Source organism: Actimicrobium sp. CCI2.3, from assembly GCF_035019065.1.
Lineage (GTDB): Bacteria > Pseudomonadota > Gammaproteobacteria > Burkholderiales > Burkholderiaceae_D > Actimicrobium.
In genome coordinates this window covers 68559-90922 of sequence record NZ_JASJWR010000021.1, presented here as the reverse complement: position 1 = coordinate 90922, position 22364 = coordinate 68559, and the positions used below count along the sequence as shown (strand labels likewise).

The 22364-nt window shown below is 58.0% G+C and carries 24 protein-coding genes; 17 read left to right on the top strand and 7 right to left on the bottom strand.

The window, feature by feature from the left end; genetic code table 11:
* The 14 genes from QN370_RS12995 to QN370_RS12935 all read left to right on the top strand — a co-directional run.
* The coding region (locus QN370_RS12995) for a PilN family type IVB pilus formation outer membrane protein (protein WP_323581732.1) at positions 1-965 on the top strand (965 nt) is incomplete at its 5' end.
* Positions 966-967: 2 nt separating this feature from the next.
* Entirely contained in the window at positions 968-1255 is a 288-nt protein-coding gene (locus QN370_RS20710) for a hypothetical protein (RefSeq protein ID WP_416172110.1), read from the top strand.
* Positions 1256-2263, top strand: a complete 1008-nt coding sequence (gene pilO2 / locus QN370_RS12990) for a type 4b pilus protein PilO2 (RefSeq protein ID WP_416172129.1) — start codon at positions 1256-1258, stop codon at positions 2261-2263.
* The gene (gene pilP, locus QN370_RS12985; protein ID WP_322126242.1) at positions 2253-2798 is read left to right on the top strand and encodes a type IV pilus biogenesis protein PilP; all 546 of its coding nucleotides are present in this window, start codon (positions 2253-2255) and stop codon (positions 2796-2798) included. Before pilO2 ends, pilP begins: the two co-directional genes overlap by 11 nt.
* Positions 2799-2800: 2 nt before the next feature.
* On the top strand, positions 2801-4399 hold the full coding sequence (locus QN370_RS12980; RefSeq protein WP_322126241.1) for a GspE/PulE family protein: 1599 nt from the start codon (positions 2801-2803) through the stop codon (positions 4397-4399).
* 1 nt (position 4400) lies between these two features.
* Positions 4401-5477: a type II secretion system F family protein gene (locus tag QN370_RS12975; RefSeq protein WP_322126240.1), complete on the top strand. Its 1077-nt coding sequence runs from the start codon at positions 4401-4403 to the stop codon at positions 5475-5477.
* Positions 5478-5515: 38 nt separating this feature from the next.
* Positions 5516-6067, top strand: coding sequence for a type 4 pilus major pilin (locus QN370_RS12970; protein WP_322126239.1), 552 nt, complete (start codon positions 5516-5518; stop codon positions 6065-6067).
* Positions 6068-6102: 35 nt separating this feature from the next.
* On the top strand, positions 6103-6804 hold the full coding sequence (locus QN370_RS12965; protein WP_322126238.1) for a hypothetical protein: 702 nt from the start codon (positions 6103-6105) through the stop codon (positions 6802-6804).
* Positions 6692-7714: a shufflon system plasmid conjugative transfer pilus tip adhesin PilV gene (gene pilV, locus QN370_RS12960; protein WP_322126237.1), complete on the top strand. Its 1023-nt coding sequence runs from the start codon at positions 6692-6694 to the stop codon at positions 7712-7714. The genes QN370_RS12965 and pilV (QN370_RS12960) overlap by 113 nt, the downstream gene beginning before the upstream one ends.
* 295 nt (positions 7715-8009) lie before the next feature.
* On the top strand, positions 8010-8426 hold the full coding sequence (locus tag QN370_RS12955) for a lytic transglycosylase domain-containing protein (RefSeq protein WP_322126236.1): 417 nt from the start codon (positions 8010-8012) through the stop codon (positions 8424-8426).
* 21 nt (positions 8427-8447) lie between these two features.
* Positions 8448-8978 carry a hypothetical protein gene (locus QN370_RS12950; RefSeq protein WP_322126235.1) on the top strand — a complete coding sequence of 177 codons (531 nt, stop codon included), beginning with the start codon at positions 8448-8450 and terminating at the stop codon, positions 8976-8978.
* Entirely contained in the window at positions 8860-9939 is a 1080-nt protein-coding gene (gene pilV / locus QN370_RS12945; RefSeq protein WP_322127198.1) for a shufflon system plasmid conjugative transfer pilus tip adhesin PilV, read from the top strand. The genes QN370_RS12950 and pilV (QN370_RS12945) overlap by 119 nt, the downstream gene beginning before the upstream one ends.
* A 261-nt stretch (positions 9940-10200) precedes the next feature.
* Positions 10201-10638 (top strand): lytic transglycosylase domain-containing protein, encoded by a 438-nt coding sequence (locus QN370_RS12940; protein ID WP_323581731.1) that lies wholly within the window; start codon positions 10201-10203, stop codon positions 10636-10638.
* A 21-nt stretch (positions 10639-10659) separates the two neighbouring features.
* On the top strand, positions 10660-11784 hold the full coding sequence (locus tag QN370_RS12935) for a type IV pilus twitching motility protein PilT (protein ID WP_322126233.1): 1125 nt from the start codon (positions 10660-10662) through the stop codon (positions 11782-11784).
* Positions 11785-11795: 11 nt separating this feature from the next.
* On the opposite strand, the gene QN370_RS12930 is transcribed toward QN370_RS12935, so the two are convergent.
* Complete coding sequence (locus tag QN370_RS12930; RefSeq protein WP_322126232.1) at positions 11796-12638, bottom strand: NYN domain-containing protein; 843 nt, start codon at positions 12636-12638, stop codon at positions 11796-11798.
* Between the two features lie 188 nt (positions 12639-12826).
* Between QN370_RS12930 and QN370_RS12925 the strand changes: the two genes are divergently transcribed.
* The gene (locus QN370_RS12925) at positions 12827-13171 is read left to right on the top strand and encodes a hypothetical protein (RefSeq protein ID WP_322126231.1); all 345 of its coding nucleotides are present in this window, start codon (positions 12827-12829) and stop codon (positions 13169-13171) included.
* 62 nt (positions 13172-13233) lie between these two features.
* On the opposite strand, the gene QN370_RS12920 is transcribed toward QN370_RS12925, so the two are convergent.
* The 6 genes from QN370_RS12920 to QN370_RS12895 all read right to left on the bottom strand — a co-directional run bounded on the left by QN370_RS12920 (position 13234) and on the right by QN370_RS12895 (position 20867).
* Positions 13234-13998, bottom strand: a complete 765-nt coding sequence (locus QN370_RS12920; protein WP_322126230.1) for an enoyl-CoA hydratase — start codon at positions 13996-13998, stop codon at positions 13234-13236.
* Positions 13999-14088: 90 nt separating this feature from the next.
* Entirely contained in the window at positions 14089-15285 is a 1197-nt protein-coding gene (locus tag QN370_RS12915) for an acetyl-CoA C-acyltransferase (protein WP_322126229.1), read from the bottom strand.
* A 70-nt stretch (positions 15286-15355) separates the two neighbouring features.
* Positions 15356-17743: a 3-hydroxyacyl-CoA dehydrogenase/enoyl-CoA hydratase family protein gene (locus QN370_RS12910; RefSeq protein ID WP_322126228.1), complete on the bottom strand. Its 2388-nt coding sequence runs from the start codon at positions 17741-17743 to the stop codon at positions 15356-15358.
* A gap of 77 nt (positions 17744-17820) precedes the next feature.
* The gene (locus QN370_RS12905) at positions 17821-19611 is read right to left on the bottom strand and encodes an acyl-CoA dehydrogenase C-terminal domain-containing protein (RefSeq protein WP_322126227.1); all 1791 of its coding nucleotides are present in this window, start codon (positions 19609-19611) and stop codon (positions 17821-17823) included.
* 35 nt (positions 19612-19646) lie between these two features.
* Positions 19647-20285: a TetR/AcrR family transcriptional regulator gene (locus QN370_RS12900; protein ID WP_322127197.1), complete on the bottom strand. Its 639-nt coding sequence runs from the start codon at positions 20283-20285 to the stop codon at positions 19647-19649.
* A 201-nt stretch (positions 20286-20486) separates the two neighbouring features.
* Positions 20487-20867, bottom strand: a complete 381-nt coding sequence (locus QN370_RS12895) for an RNA-binding S4 domain-containing protein (protein ID WP_322126226.1) — start codon at positions 20865-20867, stop codon at positions 20487-20489.
* A gap of 190 nt (positions 20868-21057) precedes the next feature.
* Between QN370_RS12895 and QN370_RS12890 the strand changes: the two genes are divergently transcribed.
* Both QN370_RS12890 and QN370_RS12885 read left to right on the top strand, forming a co-directional pair.
* Positions 21058-21636: a sigma-70 family RNA polymerase sigma factor gene (locus QN370_RS12890; protein WP_322126225.1), complete on the top strand. Its 579-nt coding sequence runs from the start codon at positions 21058-21060 to the stop codon at positions 21634-21636.
* Positions 21633-22361, top strand: a complete 729-nt coding sequence (locus tag QN370_RS12885; RefSeq protein WP_322126224.1) for an anti-sigma factor domain-containing protein — start codon at positions 21633-21635, stop codon at positions 22359-22361. The genes QN370_RS12890 and QN370_RS12885 overlap by 4 nt, the downstream gene beginning before the upstream one ends.
* Positions 22362-22364 lie beyond the last annotated feature (3 nt).

Here is a 22364-nt window from a genome sequence, read left to right as displayed (position 1 = left end):
GTGGTGGCGGTGGCGGTGGTGTTGGTGGTGGCAGTGTTAATGCCACCAACTCGCAAAACACGGCAGTCAAGTCCACGCTATCGGTATTTTCGAGCATAGAAAAAGCCATCGGCATCATGCTTTCTGCCCAAGGAAAAGTAGTCGCCTCCCCCGCCACCGGGTCGATCACGGTCTCCGATACCCCCGACAACCTCGAACGCATTGCGCTATTCATCGACAAGGAAAACGGTGCGCTGTCGCGCCAGGTCATGGTCAATGTCACCGTTCTGGCAGTCACGCTCACGCGCGGCGATAACTACGGCATCCAATGGGATGCCGTGTACAAGACACTGACGAACAAATACGGCCTGTCCAATTCCCTGGCCAAGGTCGCCAATACCAACGCCTTCTCGGCGTCGATTCTCAATACCGCCACCAGCAAAATGGCCGGCAGCGCAATGATGATCGAAGCGCTCTCCGAGCAGGGCCGGGTACGGCGCGAAACCTCGGCGTCGGTCGTCACGCTTAACAACCAGCCAGTGCCGGTACAGGTGGCCAAGCAGACTTCTTACCTGCAATCTTCGCAAACCACGCAGGTACCGAATGCCGGTCTCATCACTTCATTGACACCAGGCACCATCACGACCGGTTTCAACATGTCGATTCTGCCCAATGTCCTCAACAATGGCACGGTACTCCTGCAGTTTTCAACCGACATCTCGTCACTGCGTGCGCTGCGTACGGTCAGCAGCGGTACCTCCTCCATTGAAACGCCGGAAACCGAAACCCGTAATTTCTTGCAACGGGTCGCCATGAAATCCAACGAAACGCTGATCATCAGCGGCTTCGAGCAAACCGACGACAACCTGAACCAGCAAGGTGTCGGTACGCCTTCCAACCTGTTACTGGGCGGCAGTGTCGGAGCCACCACCAACAAGGAAGTGATCGTCATCATGATTACGCCGATCGCCATGCGGGCCTCCTGACCATGCCCCTGCACACACTCCAGATCGGCAAGACCCGCTTAGTGTGCGGTCTGTTCTGGCAATCGCTGTCGCGCCCGCGCGATTTATGGAAAGAAGCTTGCCAGCTTGCTACAAGGATTGATGCGGATCTGCTGGTGCTGCGCAAAGACCAGGCAATGGCCCAGGCCGGCTATGCCAACAGCAAGGATGGAGGGAAGCGCGGACAGCAGTCGCTGGCAGCCATTATTTCAAAGACCATCGCCATCGAAGGTGCCCATTACGATGGTCATCAGCAACCGGCTCACAACTGACTGTGCGCATTCAAACTGCCTGATGACTTCTGGGCCTACTGTGCGGTACGCGATGCCAACTTCCTGCCCAACGGCGACTTCGCCGGCACCCGCGAGGAAGTGCTCGATCGCCTGCAGGGAGACTATGCACTGGGCGGATGGAATGTCGTGATCGGCGAACCCGAACTGGAGCAATACGGCTTCCATAATTTCAATGCGAAGACGCTCGACTCCTTGCTACCAAAGCATAAAAACGGTCACCTGCATACACGTTCATGGTCCTCCTTGCGGCCGGTCAAAACTACCATCCCACCGGGCTTTGCCATTGCAGCAGCAGGTGCGGGAACTCTGATCTTCGCGGCGTGTGTGGGACTCTATTTTTTTCGGCAGCATCAACAACGGGAGCAAGAAAAGGAACTGGCGATCGCGGCAGCAAGAGCCCGGCTCAGTGCCGCCAGTGCCCGCCAGTCAGACGAGCGTCCGTGGCTTGCGAAGCCATTGGCAATCGATTTTGCGCGGGCCTGCTTGGCCAAGCTGGCTCCGTTGACAGCAGGGGGCTGGCAACTCGACAAATTCCAGTGTCAAACCAACAAAGTCGATTACAGCTGGACCAGCAACGGCGCCAATGTGCGCTACCTGCTTGAAAAAATACCGACTGCTGTCGTCGCCGTCAGCGGCACGCAGGCCACCAGTACTGACGTGATCGCACCCAAGACAACTGGTAAAGATATCCTGCTGCCAGCCGATATCATCCTGCGCAATTTACTGGAAATCAGTCAGTCAATAGGGGTCACGCTAAAGCTGACACCCGGCGCACCAGTGGTCGCACCGCCAGCGCCTGTGTCGCCCGGGGCAGGCAGTGTCCCCGCACCAAAAATCGAGTGGAAAACCTACACCCTGAGCGCTGATCTGGGCATGCTGACGCCGCTGATGGCCAGCACCTTGATCGGCCAACGGGGGGTACGACTCGACAGCATCAGCTGGAATTCCGGCAACTGGCTTATTGAGGGAGTGGTCTATGCGAAATAATCTACTGGGCATCCTGGTCCTGGCCCTGCCATTTACTCTGCAACCCTGCCTGGCAGCGAGCGGTGAAACCATCGCCGATCAGCTCACGCGCATCGATGCCGAAACGCTGGTACTCAAAGCGCAGGAACGCCAGCTCGCTATCCAGACCAAAGTCCTGCAATTGCAAAGCGAGCTCACTGCGCGGCAGGCCAGCATTGACCAGAGTGCCCGCCCGGGCTCACCGGGAGACCCGACCGTGCAATCCATCGAGGGCATCGGTGACACGGTATTTGCCACACTGCTATTTGAAAACGGTAGCAGCATTGATGTACGTGCCGGCGACATCTTGCCCAATGGCATGCGCGTGTTATCGGTCCGGACCAACGAAGTCACTGTGTCTGCCGAGACGCGACGCAAAGTTCGCCTGTTACCGGGCAATGGCAATGCAACGCTGATTTCAGCCGCCTCGGGTGCCGTACCGACCACGATGACAATGCCCGCCAGCCCACCATCGTCTTCGGTGCCGCGCCTGCCAATACCCGTCAGGAAACCCTGAAAATGAACACACGCCACAAGCAGCGCGTGGATGACTTGGCTCTGCCATCCGAGCCGGTCATCCTCACGACAGTCGACCTGATGTCGTCCGTGATACTGAGCCTGAGCGGCAGTTTCGAGGCCAGCGCAGAAGAGCGCAAGTTGCTCTGCCTGCTGTCCGACGGACGTCTGCTGATCGCCAGCGGGCAGGCGCTCAACGCCCATGTGCAATCGTACCGGGCCAGGCTTGAACGCCTCAACCACGCGTTCACGATCGTCTTTTGTGCCATTGAAGTCATCGGCCCCCTGTATCGCAGGGGCGGAGACAATACGGGTCGCCACCATGAACACACGGTCATGCAAGTCACCGCCAAAGATTTGCTGGCACGTGGCTGCCGCGAGCGCGCCTCGGACATCCACATCCGCGTCAACAAACTGAGTACCGACTTTTATTTCCGTATTTATAACGATCTGATCAAGGTCGGCAGTCAGACCCGCGACTATGGCGAGCGACTGCTGGCAACGATTTATGGCGCGATGACGGCCGTCTCCGACAACTCCTACAAGCCGACCGAACGCCAGGATGCCAGCATCGGTGACCGCGACAAATTGCCCGACATGCTCTATGGCGTACGCATCGCGACGGCACCCACCAGCGAAGGCAACCTGATGGTGTTGCGTCTGCTGTACAACGACGCGGGCGACCATATCGACTTGCGCCCGCTCGGATTTTCCGAGGCACACGCCAGCCAGATCCAGACCCTGAAAGACCAGCCAATCGGCATCAATATCATCAGCGGCCCAACCGGCTCCGGCAAGTCGACCACGCTACAACGGGTCCTGAGCGGCGAACTGATCGAATCGCAAGGCAAGATACACGTGATCACGGTCGAGGATCCGGTCGAATATCCGATCCCCGGTGCCGTCCAGACGGCCGTCACCAACGCCACCACTGAAGTCGAACGCTCGCGCCTGTTCTCGGCGGCGATCTCGAACGCGATGCGGCTCGATCCCGACACCATCATGATCGGCGAAATCCGTGATGGTGCCTCGGCCCAGAGCGCGCTGCGCGCCGCCATGACCGGACACCAGGTCTGGTCCACCGTGCATGCCAATAGCGCCATCGCCATCATCGACCGCCTGGTCGACCTCGGTTTGCCACTGGCGATGACGGCCGACCATACCATCATCACCGGCCTGATCAGCCAGCGCCTGGTCAAATTGCTGTGTCCGCATTGCCGACGCCGCCTGGCCACATGCGAAGGCGAATTGAGCATCGCCCAGACCGAGCGACTGCACAAAGCGGTCGGCAACAAATTAGCCAAGGTGTACCTGACCGGCGACGGCTGCAAGGCCTGCGGCGGCAAAGGCACGATAGGACGCACGGTGGTCGCTGAAGTCATCATGCCGGACGCCGAGCTCTGCACTTACTTGCGCAAGGGGGACAAGATGGGCGCGACGGAGTACTGGCGCACCATGCTCGGTGGCCAGACGCTGGTCGAACATGCGATTGGCAAGATCGCCGATGGACTGATCGATCCGCGCATGGCCGAAAAAACCGTCGGCCACCTGGTACCGCTGAACCAGTGCGCCAAGCCGGCCGCTTCTGCGAAAAAGGCCTGACATGCAACTCGACCTGAATCGCCGCTGGGCCAAGCTGCAATTTGCCGAACCGGTGCGCTTGCGCCTGTACCGCAAGGTCGCGAAGATGCTCTCCAATGGCTTGCCGCTGCTGAAAATCCTGGAAGAGTTACGTGACCGCGCTACAAAAAATGGCCAAACACCCAATGGGCCGCTAGCCATCGTCCTCGACGATTGCCGCCGCCTGGTACAAAACGGCAGCATGTTTGGCGAAGCCCTCGGCTACTGGGTACCTGACAGCGAACGCATGATCGTCACCGCCGGCGAGCAGGCAGGCCAGCTCGAGGCAACGTTGTTGAGCGTGGTCGACGTTGTCGTGGCGGGCAAAAAAATCAAGGCCGTCATCATTTCCGGACTGACCTATCCGGTTGCCATCCTGGTGATCATTCTTTGCTATCTGTACGTTTTTGGCACCCGCGTGATTCCGGAATTTGCCAAGGTCTCCGATCCATCCACCTGGCATGGTGTCGCCAAGTCGCTACATGTGATGTCGCAACTCGTGCAGCACTGGATGCTGCCTTTCGTGCTCTCGCTAACACTTTTGTTCACGCTGGTGCTGTGGTCGATGCCGCGCTGGTGCGGCAGCCTGCGCGTACACATCGATCGACTCGTACCGTATTCGATTTACCGACTGGTCACCGGCAGCGGATTTCTGATGGCGTTTTCGGCACTGCAGCATGCCGGCGTCACCGTCGAAAAATCACTGGTTCGCCTGAGCGACATGGCCCAGCCATGGCTGCGCGAGCGCCTCGATGGTGCCCTGCTCGGCGTGAAATCCGGCATGAATTGCGGCGAAGCCTTTCGTAATGCCGGCTACCAGTTCCCCTCCGAAGAAATAATCGACGACCTGTGTGTGTACGCCGAATACAAGGGCTTTTCGCAAGCCCTGAAAACCCTGGCCGACGAGTGGATGGAAGAAGGTGTCGAAACTGTGTCTGTGAAAATGAAAGTCCTGAACGGCGTCGCCATCGCCTTGCTGGCCGTCATTATCAGCTGGCTGGTCGCCGGATTTTTTGGTATCCAGCAAGAACTTACCAACATGACACGCGCAGTACACTAATGCTGTTGACCTCAACCTAACCTGAATCGGAGTTCATCATGAAACATACCGCCATCACTCATCGCTTCAATGACCTTGGCCGGCGTCAGCGCGGCGCGTCGCTGCTTGAAGCTATTGCCTATCTGGGGATCGCCGCCGTCGTGATTCTCGGAGCGGTGTCGATGCTCAATTCAGCCTTCAACTCTGCACAAGCAAACCGGGTTACAGAGCAACTCATCTCGATACGTACGGGTGTAAAAAAACTGTTTATGGGGCGAGTAGGCAACTACGGCACGGTAGACTTCACTGCTGCCGCCGTGAATGCGGGAATCTTTCCCAGCACGATAGCCACCTCATCAACAACTGGTAGTGCGACCAACGACTGGTCGGGTGCCGTAAAAATAGTTGGAAACACCGGCACGTTCACAATCAGTTACGAGGCCGTGCCGAGAGACATCTGCATCGCCGCAATCAGCGGTGCAACTGGCTGGACAGAAATTGCTGTGGGTACGGATGCGGGTAGCAAGATCAACACGTTCCCGGTATCTCCTGTGGCCGCAAATACAGCCTGTAATGCCGCCAGTAATACCATCTCATTGAGTTCCAATTGACCGTCCAATAAGCGCCACTTCAAAAAACTACCGCCATGTGGATCATCGCCCTAATCGCCATTATCGCGTCGCTCAGCGGCTACGCGTCGATGACCTCTCTAATTGCACTGACCGGCGTGGAAGACACCGCGCGGGTCACCGCGCTCGCACTCAACATGGCGAGCTATCGCTCGGGAGTGGTCAATTCTGCCAAGGACCCAATTTACGCCAACGTGGACAAGGTAGTGGTGGTGAGCTCTTTTCCGATCGGTTATGCCGCACTCAATCCGCCTAAGTGGAGCAATGTCGTCCTCAATAACGGCACCATCGTCGTGTACTCGGTTGACGACAGCCTGCCCCCTGGCCTTATCAATAGCATCACTACGCTGGCGCAAGGCTCGGTGCTTGCCGGTCGTGTCAACATTGTTACGAAGAAGATCGAAGCACCTGGCACCACCAGCGCTGACCAGATAGATTTAGTGGCCATATTGACAGCAGTAGCCACCATCAACTCGGCAGCCCCCATCAAGGACAATGCCGCCATCTGGCTGGCTGGCCCATCGGGAATGACACATCATGAAACGGCAATCACAACGTGGCATTTCACTAGTGGAAATGATGGCTGCACTGGCCGTTGGCATTTTCATGCTGCTCGGGCTGACCACGATACTGGACAGCACGCTGCAAGATACCAAGAGCCAGCAAACAGCCAACTACCAGACCCTTTTTTCCAACGCCGCCAAACGCTATTTGAATGACAATTACGCCACGCTATTAAAGGACATCACGTTCCCCGTTGACTCAACGACGACCCGATCACTGAACGACCTGCTGGCGTATTTGCCCGCCAGCTTTACCACGACGAATGCATACCAGCAAACACCCTGCATGCTGGTTCGAAAGACTAGCTCAGCCCAGCTGGAGGTCCTGCTGGTCACCGAGGGGGGAACGGAAATTTCTGACGCCGATATTGGTTACGTAGCGGCTAACGCTGGAGCGGGCGGTGGGACCATCACCCGCGACCCGGCCTCGGGGAAGCTGATCGCCCGTGGTGCCTATGGAAGCTGGACGCTGAGCAATTCCACGGGAGCGCCGAATCTGAGCGATTTCCTCACGGCAAAGTGCTCTGCCTACCCGGCCGGAATCGGCCATCTGGCCACGGCCCTGTTCTATGGTGCAGGTCAGTCAAGGGCCGATTTCGTGTATCGACATGACATCGGCAACGCCACTTACAACACGATGTCGGCGCCAATTCGGATGGCCGATAATGCCCTTCAGCTCGCCAATAATCCTTGTGGCTCAACCCCTGCGATGGCGATGGAGCAAGGCACCGGAAAAATACTCACGTGCGACCTTACCAGCCACAAGTGGACCAACCAGCAGCTCGCTAACTCGAACTGGAAAGACCCAGTACCCGGCTTCGCGTCGCCACCACCGACCGCTACGACAGACGACGTGTATGTCGCGGTTAACGACGGTATAGCCCACGTGAAGGGCACTGCCGGTTGGTATCCGCTGGGACAGGATAAAAATGGGGGCTTGGAGGTACCGGGATCTCTAAAGGATCACAAAGATGCGTGGATCATGTCCGGAAACGTGCATGTAGGCAACACCTTTTCTGCACAAACTTTTTCTTGCACGGATCATCGTGGTGGTATTTGCGACTGATAACTGTACGTGCGTGAAGACTCGAACTTCGTTAAGTCTGTAGATGTGAATCAATTTGTCAAAGACAGTATTTATAGATTTTTTGGCCGTCCACTCCATTGCGCAGGTAAAGGATGCAGCACTAGCTTATCTCCTCCTGACAATTTGGGACCAGGTAGCCTAGCCCCGGATATTATCAACAATTTTCTCATATGCAAGCATTTAGGACCCTCGATTACAAGTAACTATCTAGTATAAGAAGCGACTAACTCACTGACTGCGCCATAACATGCCAACGTCATACTGCTCCATTCCAATGCACCCGGCCATTCTCACGGCGCTGTTACTGCTGTCTGCCGCTCCCGCCGCCCACGCCTGCTGGGACGAAGCCGCCCAGCGCTACGGCATCAACCCGGCGATGCTGGTGGCCATCGAGCGCACTGAGTCGGGCCTCAATCCCAATGCGATCAATCGTAATCGCAATGGCAATGGCAGCGTCGACCTTGGCCTGATGCACATCAACAGCCGCTGGTTTCCTCTGCTGCGCCAGTACGGTATCGGCGAGCAGCAGTTGCGCGACCCGTGCACCAGCATCCATGTGGGCGCGTGGATTCTGTCGCAAAACATGCAGCGCCTTGGCAAGTCGTGGGACGCCGTCGGTGCCTACAACTCAAGCCAGCCGGCACAACGGGCTGCTTATGCGCGACGGGTGTATCGCAACCTGCCGCGTTGACCATTGCAACGGAGAATCCTGATGACTGACCCCACCGTCCTGTTTCGCGACCTGCTGCAAGAGATCATCGAACTCGTCAGCATCGGCCAGGTGTTCACCGACATTCACATCGAGCAGGACATGCCGATGATGGTGAAGACGCCGCGCAAATGGCAAGCGATGAATGCCGAACCGGTGCAGCGCGAAGAACTGCTAACGCTGCTCACGGCCATCGATCCCGAGTGGGAAGAAAAAGTCGCCGGCGGGGCGATCGACCGGTCATTCCTGCTCACGCAATGCCGGCTGCGTTGCAACGTGTGCGGCAGCGGGTCACCAGACACATCAGCGGTAGTCGGATTGACCCTCATCATCAATTTTGCCGCCATCTGGCTGGCCTGTCAGGAATGGAGACATCATGAAACGACAATCACAACTTGGTTCTTCGCTGCTGGAAATGATGGCTGTACTGGGCATCGGTATGGGCATGCTGCTCGGGTTGACCACGATTCTGGACAGCTCGCTGCAAGATACCAAAGGCCAGCAAACAGCCCAGTACCAAACCCTTTTTTCTGATGCTGCCAAACGCTATCTGGATGACAAATACCCCACACTGCTAACCAATATCAGCACAGTCGGCGACACCATATCCGTCTCAGTGGGAACCCTGAAGGGGGGCGCTTATTTACCCGCTAGCTTTACCGCGACGAATGCATACCAGCAAACACCCTGCATGCTTGTTCGCAAAAGTAGCTTAGCCCAACTGGAAGTCCTGCTGGTCACCGAGGGAGGAACGGAGATTTCTGACGCCGACATTGGTTACGTAGCGGCTAACGCTGGAACAGGCGGTGGGACCATAACCCGCGACCCGGCCTCGGGGAAGCTGATCGCCCGTGGTGCCTATGGAAGCTGGACGCTGAACAATTCTACGGGAGCGCCGAAGCTGAGCGATTTTCTTACGGCAAAGTGCTCTGCCTACCAGGCCGGAAACGGCCATCTGGCCACAGCCCTGTTCTATGGTGCAGGCCCGTCAACGGCCGATTTCCTGTATCGACATAACATCGGCAACTCCGCATACAACACAATGTCGGAGCCAATTGGGATGGCCGATCAAGCCCTCAAACTTGCCAATTCGGATTGTGACGCAACCCCTGCGCTCGCGATGGAGCAAGGCACCGGAAAAATGCTCCTATGCGACCTCAACACCCGAAAGTGGACCGAACCGCTAGCTAACTCCTCGTCCTGGAAAGCACCCGTGGACAGCCTCACGAATTTGACCTCATTAATTACTCCACCAGTGCTAGGCGACGTGTATGTCGTTAGGGATACGGGTATAGCTTGGGTGATGGGCACTTACGGTTGGTATAGGCTGGGTGAGGATAATACAGGGAGCATAGATATACCAGGATTTCTAACCGTACGTAATGATGTAACGGTGGATCGTGACGTGACCATATGGCAAGACGTTACTGCACATAAATTTGTACACACTGGTACCGGGCAAGCTCCAAATACCCCCACTCCACCGGAATTCTGAACGTGCGTGAGGACGCAAACTTCGCTAAGTCTGTAGGTGTGAATCAGTTTATCAAAGCCAGCATTTATGGCTTTTTTGGCCGTCCACTCCATAGTGCGGGTCAAGAATGCAACAGTAGCTTACCTCCTCCTAACAATTTAGGGCCAGGTACCCTAGCATCGGATGTTAACGGCAATTTTCTTATATGCAAACATTTAGGACCCTCGATTACAAGTGACTATCTAGTATATGAAACGACTAACTCACTGACTGCGCCCTAACATGCCACCGTCATACCGCCCCATACCAATGCACCTGGCCTTTTTCACGGCGCTGTTACTGCTGTCCGTCGCCCCCGCCGCCCACGCCTGCTGGGAAGAAGCCGCCCAGCGCTACAACGTCAACCCGGCGATGCTGGTGGCCATCGCGCGCACCGAGTCCAGCATGAATCCCAATGCGATCAATCGCAATCGCAATGGCAGCTATGACCTTGGCCTGATGCAGATCAACAGCCGCTGGTTTCCGCTGCTGCGACAGTACGGTATCGGCGAGCAGCAGTTGCGCGACCCGTGCACCAGCATCCATGTGGGCGCGTGGATTTTGTCGCAGAACATGCAGCGACTTGGCAACTCGTGGGACGCCGTCGGTGCCTACAACTCAAGCCAGCCGGCACAACGGGCTGCTTATGCGCGACGGGTGTATCGCAACCTGCCGCGTTGACCATTGCAACGGAGAATCCTGATGACTGACCCCACCGTCCTGTTTCGCGACCTGCTGCAAGAGATCATCGAACTCGTCAGCATCGGCCAGGTGTTCACCGACATTCACATCGAGCAGGACATGCCGATGATGGTGAAGACGCCGCGCAAATGGCAAGCGATGAATGCCGAACCGGTGCAGCGCGAAGAACTGCTACCGCTGCTCACGGCCATCGATCCCGAGTGGGAAGAAAAAGTCGCGGGCGGGGCGATCGACCGGTCATTCCTGCTCACGCAATGCCGGCTACGTTGCAACGTGTACACCAGCGGGTCCCGTGAAAAAATCACGATTGCGATCCGTCGCCTGCCGCTGCACCCGATCGCGATGGAAAAAACCGGCTTGCCGCTGTACGTGCGCAACATGCTCGAAGCCACCCGCGGCATCATCCTGGTCACCGGCCCGACCGGATCGGGCAAGACCACCACGATCGCCGCGATGCTGGACCATTTCAACAGTACCCGCAGCGGCCACATCATCACGATCGAGGAGCCGATCGAGTATCTGCTTGAGCGCAAGCAGTCGATCATCTCGCACAAGGAAGTGCCGACCGACACGGCCAGTTTTTCGTCCGGCCTGCGCGAAGCCATGCGGCAAAATCCGGACATCCTGATGGTCGGCGAAATCCGCGATTTCGACACCGCCGACACCTTGCTGCATGCCGGCGAATCCGGCCATCTGGTGCTTGCGACCATGCATACCAACAGCGCCCTCAGTGCGCTGTCGAAGTTGCTGGCTTTTTTTGGGCCCGAGCAGCGCGCACAGCGTGCCGCCACACTGGCCACCTCGCTCATTGGCGTCATCAGCCAGACCCTGGTGCCGACCGAACATGGCGACTCACTGGTACTGGCCAGCGAACTGCTGTTCAACGACCACCAGCAAATCGCCCACCTGATCGCCGATCGCGAAAAGTTCCACATGCTGGCTGATTACATGAAGCGCAAGGAAGACAACATGTCACGCAGCCTCAACGATTCGCTGACCCAACTGGTCGTCAAAAAAACCATCAGCACCAAGGATGCGATGCGGGCCGCCTATAACCGGGCCGAATTGCATGAAATTCTCAGCAACATGCGCATCGTTCCAGGTGGCCCAGCCGGGAGCCCGTAACCAGGGCCGAATCAGTCCTCGGCAGCGGCCAGACGAATCGTGTATTGCGACGCTTTTTCATCGAGTATGATGACCAGCAGTTTGTGGCGCTGCGCATCTTCGACCAGTTCCTTGAACGAGCGATAGCCATAGGCCGACTCATTGAAGCCCGGTCGACGGCGCTGCATCGTCGACTTCACCATCGAGGCCCAGATTTTTTCATCCGAACCACGCTCGGCGATCAATGCCTCGACGGTATTGGTCAGGAATTCCAGCAGGTCGGCACGCTTGTCTTCTTCGGATTTCACGACCACGGATTTGGCTTCGCGGTTGCCGCTTTTCCCCTCGCCTTTGACCGCAGCCGGCTTTTTCACGACCGCTTTCTTGCGCGCGGCAATGACCTGCACCAGATCATCATAAAAAATAAATTCGTCGCAATTGGCGCTGAGCAGGGTCGAGGTGGAATCCTTGACCCCGACGCCGATGACGCGCTTGTTGTTCTCGCGCAGCTTCGACACCAGCGGCGAAAAATCCGAATCGCCGCTGATGATCACGAACGTATCAACATGCGCCTTGGTGTAGCACAGGTCGAGCGCGTCGACCACCATGCGGATGTCGGCCGAGTTCTTGCCGGACTGCCGTACGTGCGGGATCTCGATCAGCTCGAACGCCGCTTCATGCATCGGTGCCTTGAATTCCTTGTAGCGATCCCAGTCGCAGTACGCTTTCTTGACCACGATGCTGCCCTTGAGCAGCAACCGTTCCAGGACCTTGCTGATATCGAAGGCGGCGAGCTTGGCGTCACGCACACCGAGCACGACGTTTTCAAAGTCGCAGAAGAGCGCCATGCTGGTGTTTTCGGGTTGTGCGGCCATTGTTTGGTTTCCTTGTAAGAAGTACGGCGGGATGACGTGGGCTGGACACCTCCCACACGGCTGACTGCAGCATGAACAACGCGGTCAACGGAACCATCTGAACACTCAAACGACCTATCAGGGTAATGGCACTAAACGCGTTTCAGAGTACATCAGAAGCATAACCGATTGAATTTCTCGAGGGCACCATGGACGAATATAGTGAACAAGCATTGGCAGAACTAAGCAGCATCAGCCGAAAGATTATCAGCGACAACATCCCGGCCCTGCGTGTGTGGTTGCGCCAGCAAAGTGAAATCGACATGCAAGACATGACATTAAGCGCGGCCCAGCGTGCGATGGCAGTCCGTATTTTCAAGCGCGCTTCGCATACCGGCGAAATCGACGAGCAAGCCACCGATCTTGAAATCGATTGCTACTTTTGCGATGCGCATATCCTGCGTGAAGTCGTCCCTGAAGATATTGTCGCGATCAATAACCTCATGGAAAAAGCGGCCATCTCTCTGGCGGTGACGCGCGAACTTGCTCAGTAGCAGAGGTTAGCCTTTTGGCAGGGCCGTCGCCCACTGCGTATCGCCGGCCCCGCTGACAGCACTTAGTCCAGCTGCGAGAAGTCCGGTTTGCGTTTCTGGAAAAACGCCGCGAACGCTTCTTTTGCTGCAGGTGCTGTCAGCATCGCGCCAAAATCCTTGCCTTCTTCGCGCATGCGCGCGTCGATTGCCGCTGTCTGTCCGGCTTTCATCAGACGCTTGGTGACTTGCATCGACGAGGCCGGCAGCAGCACTAATTTGGTCGCCTGGGCGCGGGCCACATCAAGCAGCTGGTCTACCGGCAGCACTTTGTTGACCAGTCCCATTTGATAGGCTTCATCGGCCGGGAACGCTTCGCCGAGCAGCAGCTTTTCAGCGGCACGCTGGTAGCCGGCAAGTTGCGGAAAGAGCAGACTCGATGCGGCTTCCGGGCACAATCCCAGCTGCGAAAACGGCATCATGAACCTGGCCGTCTCGGACGCGTAGACCAGGTCGCAATGCAACAGCAACGTCGTGCCGATACCAACTGCCGCGCCCGACACCGCCGCGACCACCGGCTTGCTGGCATGGCTGAGTTGATGCAAAAACTGGTGTACCGGACTGTCCATTCCCTGCGGCGGGTTCTTCATGAAATCCTCCAGATCATTGCCCGCCGTAAAAATCTGCGGATGGCCGGTGATCAGGATGACGCGCACATCGGCATCATTCTCGGCATCGCGCAAGGCATCGGCCATGGACTGGTACATCGCGGCTGTGATCGCATTTTTCTTCTCGGGACGATTGAATTGCATCGTCAGGATGCGGTCTTCCTTGCTGATCAAGATATCCATCTAGTCTCCTGTACTGCTGTGGTGGGTTGCGCAACGTGCGGGCACTTTAAAATACCGAGCAGTATTTTTCCGTGCCGCCCGCACAAATTATTACATCCGTTCGAATATTCCGGCAGCGCCCATTCCGGTGCCGACGCACATCGTCACCATCCCGTATTTCAGATTTTTACGGCGCAATGCATGGATGACGGTGGCCGAACGGATCGCACCAGTAGCGCCGAGTGGATGACCCAGCGCAATCGCGCCACCCATCGGATTGACCTTGGCCGGATCGAGCCCGAGGTCATTGATGACAGCCAGCGATTGCGCAGCAAACGCTTCATTCAACTCGAACCAGTCGATCTGATCCTGCGTAATGCCGGCCGCACGCAAGGCCGCAGGAATGGCTTCCTTCGGACCGATGCCCATGATTTCCGGTGGGACGCCACGCACCGCAAACGACGCAAAGCGCGCCAGTGGCGTCAGGTTGAATTGCTTGAGAATTTTTTCGCTGACGATAATCAGCGCACCGGCGCCATCGGACATCTGCGAGCTGTTGCCGGCCGTAACCGATCCCTTGGCCGCGAACACGGGCTTGAGTTTGCCCAGCGACGCCAGCGTCGATTCGGCGCGCGCGCCTTCGTCCTGATTGACGGTGCGGGTGCGCACATCAATCTGACCCGTGGCCAGATTCGGTACGCGTTCGATGATGTCGAAGGACGTCATTTCGTCATTGAATTCACCGGCTTGCTGTGCAGCGATCGCCTTCAGATGCGATTGCAGCGCGAACTCGTCCTGCGCTTCGCGCGAGACTTTCCATTGCTGCGCGACTTTTTCGGCGGTCAATCCCATGCCGTACGCCATGCCGATATTCTTATCCTTGAAGATGTCCATATTCATCGACGGGTGGAAACCCATCATCGGTACCATCGACATCGATTCGACACCGGCGGCGATCATCACATCAGCCTGACCAACGCGAATCCGGTCAGCGGCCATCGCCACGGCGGTAATACCTGACGCGCAATAACGGTTGACGGTGACGCCACCGACGGTCTTCGGCAAGCCGGCCAGCAGCACGGCCATACGACCGATGTTGAGACCTTGGGCACCTTCGGGAAACGAACAGCCGACGATGGCATCTTCGATCGTGGCCGGGTCAAGGCCCGGCACTTGCAGCAGGGCCGACTGGATCGCGCGGACCAGCAGATCATCGGGACGGGTGCTGCGAAACATGCCGCGCGGTGCCTTGCCGATCGGGGTGCGGGTCGCGGCGACGATGTAGGCGTCTTGAAGTTGTTTGCTCATGGAATTCTCCTGTACTGCATGTTGGTGTCAGAGCAGGGCGCGGCCGGTGGCCTGCGCCCTGCTGCGCGTCTTAGTTCCGGACTGGTTTCCCGGTCTGCATCATCCCCATGATGCGTTCCTGGGTCTTCGGATGATTGAGCAGTTCCATGAACGCCTTGCGCTCGAGGTCGAGCAGCCATTGTTCATTGACCAGACTGCCTTCGTCGACATCACCACCGCAGACGATGGCGGCGATCATCGTGCCGAGCTTGTAGTCATGCGCGGAGATGAAGCCCCCGTCGCGCATGTTGACCAGCTGGGCCGACACGGTCGCGATGCCGTAGCGTCCGGCCACCGGCACCAGCGACGGCATCGGTGCGCGATAGCCGGCATCGAACATCGCGCGGGCTTCGACCTTGGCCACATGCAGCAATTCGTAGGCATTGAAAACGATCACGTCGGTCGCTGTCAGGTAGCCCATTTTTTGCGCTTCATGCGCCGACTTCGACACGGCGGCGGTGGCCGCATGCATGAAGTAATTTTTCAGGAATTGCAGCAAGTCGGTGCCTTTGGCATCGGCCGCGGCGCGCAGTGCGGCTTCCTTCAAGCCGCCACCGGCCGGGATCAAGCCGACGCCGACTTCGACCAGACCGATGTACGACTCGATCGACGCAACCCGTTTGGCCGCGTGCAGCATCAGTTCGCAACCGCCACCGAGCGCAAGTCCCGAGACCGCCGCGACAACCGGCACGTTGGCGTACTTCAGCGCCTGATGGGCCTGCTGCAATTTGACCACTTCCGGTTCGATTGCCTTGATGCCGCCAGAAATGAATAGCGGCAGCATCGATTGCAGGTCGGCACCGGCCGAGAACGCGCCGCCTTCGGCTGCATCGGCGTTCCAGATCACCAGGCCTTTGTAGTTGGCTTCGGCTTCGGCGATGGCTTTCGCCAGACCGGCGATGACGCCCGCACCGATCACATGCATCTTGGTTTTCAGGGACAGGATCAGGACCTCGTCACCCTGATGCCAGATGCGTACCGACTCGTCTTCAAAGACGGTGGTTCCCGCAGTGCGGCCATCGACTGCGCCCGAACCGAGCACGGGTGCGCGGAAGGCCTGACGCTGATACACCGCCAGTTCGGAGCGGCCGATATTTGTCTTGCGCGAAACCGAGTACGAACCGTCTTCGGCATGCACGCAGGTACGGCCATCGAATACCCAGGCCGGCAACGGCGCGGCGCTCAGTGCCTTGCCCGCGTCGATGTCTTCCTTGACCCAGGTCGCGACCTGCTGCCAGCCGGCGGCTTGCCAGGTTTCAAACGGTCCGAGGTTCCAGCCAAAACCGAAGCGCAACGCAAAATCGACATCGCGGGCATTGTCGGCAATCGATTCCAGATGGATCGCAATGTAGTGAAACACGTCGCGATAAATCGCCCACAGAAATTGCGCCTGCAGATTGGTCGAGTCGTGCAACGCCTTCATCCGCTTGGCGGGATCTTTCTCTTTCAGGATGCGTGCAACGATATCGTCGACCTTGCCGCCACCGGCGACATAGGTCGCGCTGGCGGCATCAATGCGCAGGATGTCCTTGCCCACTTTTTTGTAAAAACCGGCACCGGCTTTTTGTCCCAAAGCGCCCTGCTCGATCAACTTGGCCAGCAGCGGCGGTGTCGCGTAGGTGCTGTAAAACGGGTCGTCTTTCAGGTGGTCCTGCATGGTCTTGATGACGTGACCCATCGTGTCCAGACCGACCACATCGGAGGTGCGGAAGGTGCCCGATTTGGCGCGACCGAGCTTGGCACCGGTGAGGTCATCGACGACATCGACCGACAGGCCGAACTTGTCGGCTTCGTGGATGGTTGCCAGCATGCCGAAGATGCCGACACGGTTGGCGATGAAGTTTGGTGTGTCGATGGCGCGCACGACGCCTTTGCCCAATGTCGAAGCGAGGAAGCCCTCGAGCTGATCGAGGATCAGCGGCTTGGTCGCCACCGTCGGGATCAGTTCGACCAGATGCATGTAGCGCGGCGGGTTAAAAAAATGCACGCCGCAAAAGCGTGCCTTGAGTTCGGCATCGAAGCCTTCCGACAAGGCCGTGATCGACAGGCCCGAGGTGTTCGAGGCGAAGATCGCATTCGGCGCGATGTGCGGCGCGACCTTCTTGTAGAGGTCGTGCTTCCAGTCCATGCGCTCGGCGATGGCTTCGATGATCAGGTCGCAACCGGCCAGCAGGTCGAGGTTGTCTTCGTAGTTGGCGACTTCGATCAGTGCGGCGTCATCCTTGTTGCCGAATGGCGCAGGGCTGAGTTTTTTCAGGTTCTCGATGGCGCGCAGGACGATGCCATTCTTGATGCCTTCTTTGGCGGGCAAATCAAACAGCACAACCGGGACACGCGCATTGATGCAGTGCGCAGCGATCTGCGCACCCATGACGCCGGCACCGAGGACGGCGACTTTTTTGACGATGAAATTGGACATGATTGGAATCCTTGAAATGCCGCCGCATCCGGACCCGGAAAGCCGGACGCGGCTGGTGAACTTGTTGAAAACCCTGCTTAGATCAGGTCGGCGTCGAGCGCCATCAGGTTGGCGCTACCGGAACGTGCCTGACGGATCAGCATCGCCGTCTCGGGCAACAGGCGGGCAAAATAGAAGCGCGCCGTCCCCAGTTTCGATTGATAGAACTTGTCACCGCCATCCTGTTTTTCCAGCGCGATCTTGGCCATGCGGGCAAAGAAGTACGCATACACCATGTGCCCGACCACGCGCAGATACGGCACCGCGGCAGCACCAACTTCATCGGGATTCTGGAATGCCTTCATGCCGATTTCCATCGTCAGCTTGGTGACCTTGTCGCCGAGGTCAGCCAGTGGCGTGATGAATTCGGACATCGCTTCATCGGTGCCATTTTCTTCGACGAAGGCTTGTACTTTCGCGCCGAACTTGCGCAGCTTGGCGCCGTTATCCATCAGCACTTTGCGGCCCAGCAAATCGAGTGACTGGATCGTGTTGGTGCCTTCGTAAATCATGTTGATGCGCGAATCCCGCACGTACTGCTCCATGCCCCATTCGGCGATGAAGCCGTGGCCGCCGTAGACCTGCAGTGCTTCCGAGGTGGCGATCCAGCCGTTGTCGGTCAGGAAGGATTTGATGATCGGCGTCAGTAGCGCGACTTCGTCGGCGGCATCCTTGCGCACTTCTTCATCGGGATGATTGAGTTCCTTGTCGATCTGCAGCGCGACATACGAACTGAACGCGCGCCCGCCTTCGGCATAGGCCTTGGCGGTCAGCAGCATGCGGCGTACATCGGGATGGACGATGATCGGATCAGCGGCTTTTTCAGGTGCCTTGACGCCGGTCAGGCTGCGCATTTGCAGACGGTCCTTGGCGTACACCAGCGCGTTCTGGAACGCCACTTCGGTCAGGCCGAGCGATTGCATGCCAACGCCAAGACGGGCGGCATTCATCATCACGAACATCGCGTTCAAGCCCTTGTTCGGTTGGCCGATCAGCCAGCCGGTGGCGTCGTCCATGTTCATCTGGCAGGTCGAATTGCCGTGGATACCCATCTTCTCTTCGATCGCGCCGCAGAAAATCGGGTTGCGCGCGCCAACCGACCCATCGGCATTCGGCAGGAATTTTGGCACGACGAACAGCGAGATCCCCTTGGTGCCAGCCGGTGCATCCGGCAAGCGCGCCAGCACCAGGTGGATGATGTTTTCCGACATGTCGTGTTCGCCGGCCGAAATGAAAATCTTGCCGCCGGTGATCTTGAACGAGCCATCGGCTTGCGGTTCGGCCTTCGAGCGCAGCATGCCGAGGTCGGTGCCGCAATGCGATTCGGTCAGGCACATGGTGCCGGTCCATTCGCCCGAGACCAGCTTGGGCAGATACAGCGCTTTTTGTTCCGGCGTACCGTGTTCGTGCAGGCATTCATACGCGCCGTGCGACAGGCCGGGGTACATGGTCCAGGCCTGATTGGCCGAATTCATCATTTCGTAGAACGAGTTATTGACCACCAGCGGCAAGCCTTGACCGCCGTATTCGGGGTCGCACGAGACCGACGGCCAGCCGGCTTCGACATATTGTTTATAGGCCGCCTTGAAGCCTTTTGGTGGTGTCACTTCATGCGTGACTTTATCGAGGTGACAGCCTTCGCGGTCGCCCGAATGATTCAGCGGGAACAGGATTTGCGAGGTGAACTTGCCGCCCTCTTCCAGCACCTGGTCGATCAGTTCGCGGTTGGTCTCGGCATGCTTGGGCATGGCTTTGAGTTCGTCTTCCACTTGCAGCAGTTCATGTAAAACGAATTGCATGTCACGTAACGGTGCGATGTACTGGCCCATGGTGTTCTCCTGGATGGGAATGTTGTTCAGGCTGTCTAGGTGACAGCGGGAGGTGATTGTTCGTTTGCGCCCGGTGCTGGCGGCGCGGCATTCTGGTAACTCTGCATCAGTCGTTCGAAACCCAGCTGGGCCCGTTCGACGCTGCCGGGACGTTTGATGAAACGGGCGTCGTGATGCAACGCCAGAATCAGGCCGTACATTTCAAACACCATTTGCTGCGGGTCGGTATCGGCGCGCAAATGGCCCATCTCGGTGGCTTGCTCGACGCAGCGAAACAGCGCCGTTTGCCACGCCAGCACCATCGCTTCGAGTTCTTCGCGGATGGCACCCGGACGGTCATCGTATTCGACCGCCCCGCTGATGTAGATGCAACCCGAGGCGATCTCGACCGTGACACGCTTGACCCAGCGCGCGAACATGCCCTTGAGGCGAGGCAGTCCGCGCGCTTCTTTCACGCTGGGGTAAAACACTTCCTGCTCGAAATGATGGTGGTACAGCTTCAGGACTTCGATCTGCAAATCCTCGCGCGAACCGAAGTGGGCAAAGACGCCCGATTTACTCATGTTCATCTTGTCGGCCAGCAGGCCGATGGTCAGCCCTTCGAGGCCGTCCCGACTGGATAAGTCGAGGGCGACATCAAGGATGGCGGCGCGGGTGAGTTCGCCTTTGCGCATGAATCGGGTGGATGGTTCGGTGCTATTGGTTGCCACGGGTGTGCCTGTCATTGAGGTGCTACTGCGTTGCTACTGCCTTGTCGCGAATTCGACCGACGTCAAAAATCGTACGTTCGTACTATTATGCACGACGAAGTGAAAGTAAAGAGAGAACTTAGAGCCGCCGTTCTATACAAACGACAGTGTTCGGGTCAGAAGTTGCTAGGAACTGCTGCGCTCGAGCGCACGCCGGTCGCGTTTGGTGGGCCGTCCCTTGATGGTCGTGCCCGGCTCGCGATAGAGCTTGTGCTGTTCGGCATCGTTGGCGCGACGGGCGATGCTGGGCTCGGTTTCGGCATACAAGGTCCGCGCGATGTCGGCCGATCCGCGCACTTCGGCCAGTGCGAGCACGCCGACTTCCCATTCGGTCGTGCCGTTGTGGATGACCAGCAGATCGCCCGGCTTGACGCTATGTGCGGGCTTGGTACGGGCACCGTTGAGACGCACCTTGCCGTTATCGACGGCATCGGTCGCCAGCGAACGGGTTTTGAAAAATCTGGCTGCCCACAGCCATTTGTCGATGCGGACGGATGCGCTAAGCATGAAGTGAGCGGTAAGTGAGGAGGACCCCGATTGTAAAGCCTGTATTTAAATCCTGTTTCAACCAGAGCGGCTCCCGGCAAATCATGCGATACACTCTTGAAAAAATAGCAGGGAACATGACCGTTTCAATACCAGCTTCACCGGACATGCACCGACCAGTTCAAGCGCCCACTTTTACACGGACTCCACCTTGTCATCCCCCGACCCCCAACAACTGAAAATCTGGCTTGCCGCCGTGGCACGCAAAGATGCGAACGCCTTTCGGGCACTCTACGATGCCACCTCGTCGAAACTGTTTGGCTTTGCATTGCGTATATTGATCAAGCGGGAATCGGCCGAAGAGGTACTGCAAGAAGCCTTCGTCAGTGTCTGGAACAATGCCGCGAGTTATCAGGCCAGTCTGGCCGCGCCGATGACATGGATGACCACCATTGTCCGCAACAAGGCGTTCGACATGCTGCGCCGGGCCGACCACATGGTCGAGCTCGATGCAGACACCTTTGACAAGGACGTCATGGATGCCATGGAAAGTAGTGACCTGACGCCACTGGCCGCGTTGCAGTTGTCGCAGGCATCGACCGCACTGGCAGGCTGCCTGTCGCGTCTGGAAGGGCTGCACCGGCAAGCTGTGGCGATGGCTTTTTATCACGACATGTCGCATAGCGAAGTCGCCGAACACATGAAACTGCCGATTGGCACCGTGAAAACCTGGATTCGCCGGGGACTGGAGCGCTTGCGCGTCTGTCTGAGCAAGCTGGAAGACGCATGAACATTATCGACAATGAAAAACTGGTAGAACGGCTGAGCGCCGAATATGTACTCGGCACGCTCAAGGGCGGTGCCAGACGCCGCTTTGAAGCCCTGTTGACGGACAGCCTGGTGCTGCGTCGCTGCGTTGCCCAATGGCAGGACCGGCTGCATCCGATGGCCGAACTCGCCCCGGCGGCGCAACCCTCACCGCAAGTCTGGACCACGCTCGCCAGCCGGCTCCAGCTCGCAACGACCGATACTGGCACCCGCACTGACCGGATGGCATTCTGGCGCAGCCTGCGCAACGATCTGGCTTTCTGGCGCGGGCTAGGGCTGGTGTCGACTGCCCTGGCGACCGTTCTGGTGGGCATGCTGCTGACCAAACAAGTCGACCAGTCCATGCCAGCCACCACGTATGTGGCGATGCTGACCGATGACAAGTCGATGCCGGTGGCACTGGCAACCGGCGATCCGCTGCGTCGCGAGGTCACCATCAAACTGGTCAATCGCCAGGACGTGGCCGCCGACAAGAGCCTGCAATTGTGGGCCGTGCCAACTACCGGCGCACCGCGCTCGCTCGGTCTGCTGGCTGCCGATGGCACGATCACGTTGCCGCTGGCTCCCGGTCTGACGCCGGAGGCGATCCCGCTGCTGGCGGTCTCGCTGGAGCCCAAAGGCGGTTCACCTAACCCGAACGGGCCAACCGGGCCAATCATTTACAAGGGTGCGTGGGTAAAAATCTGACAC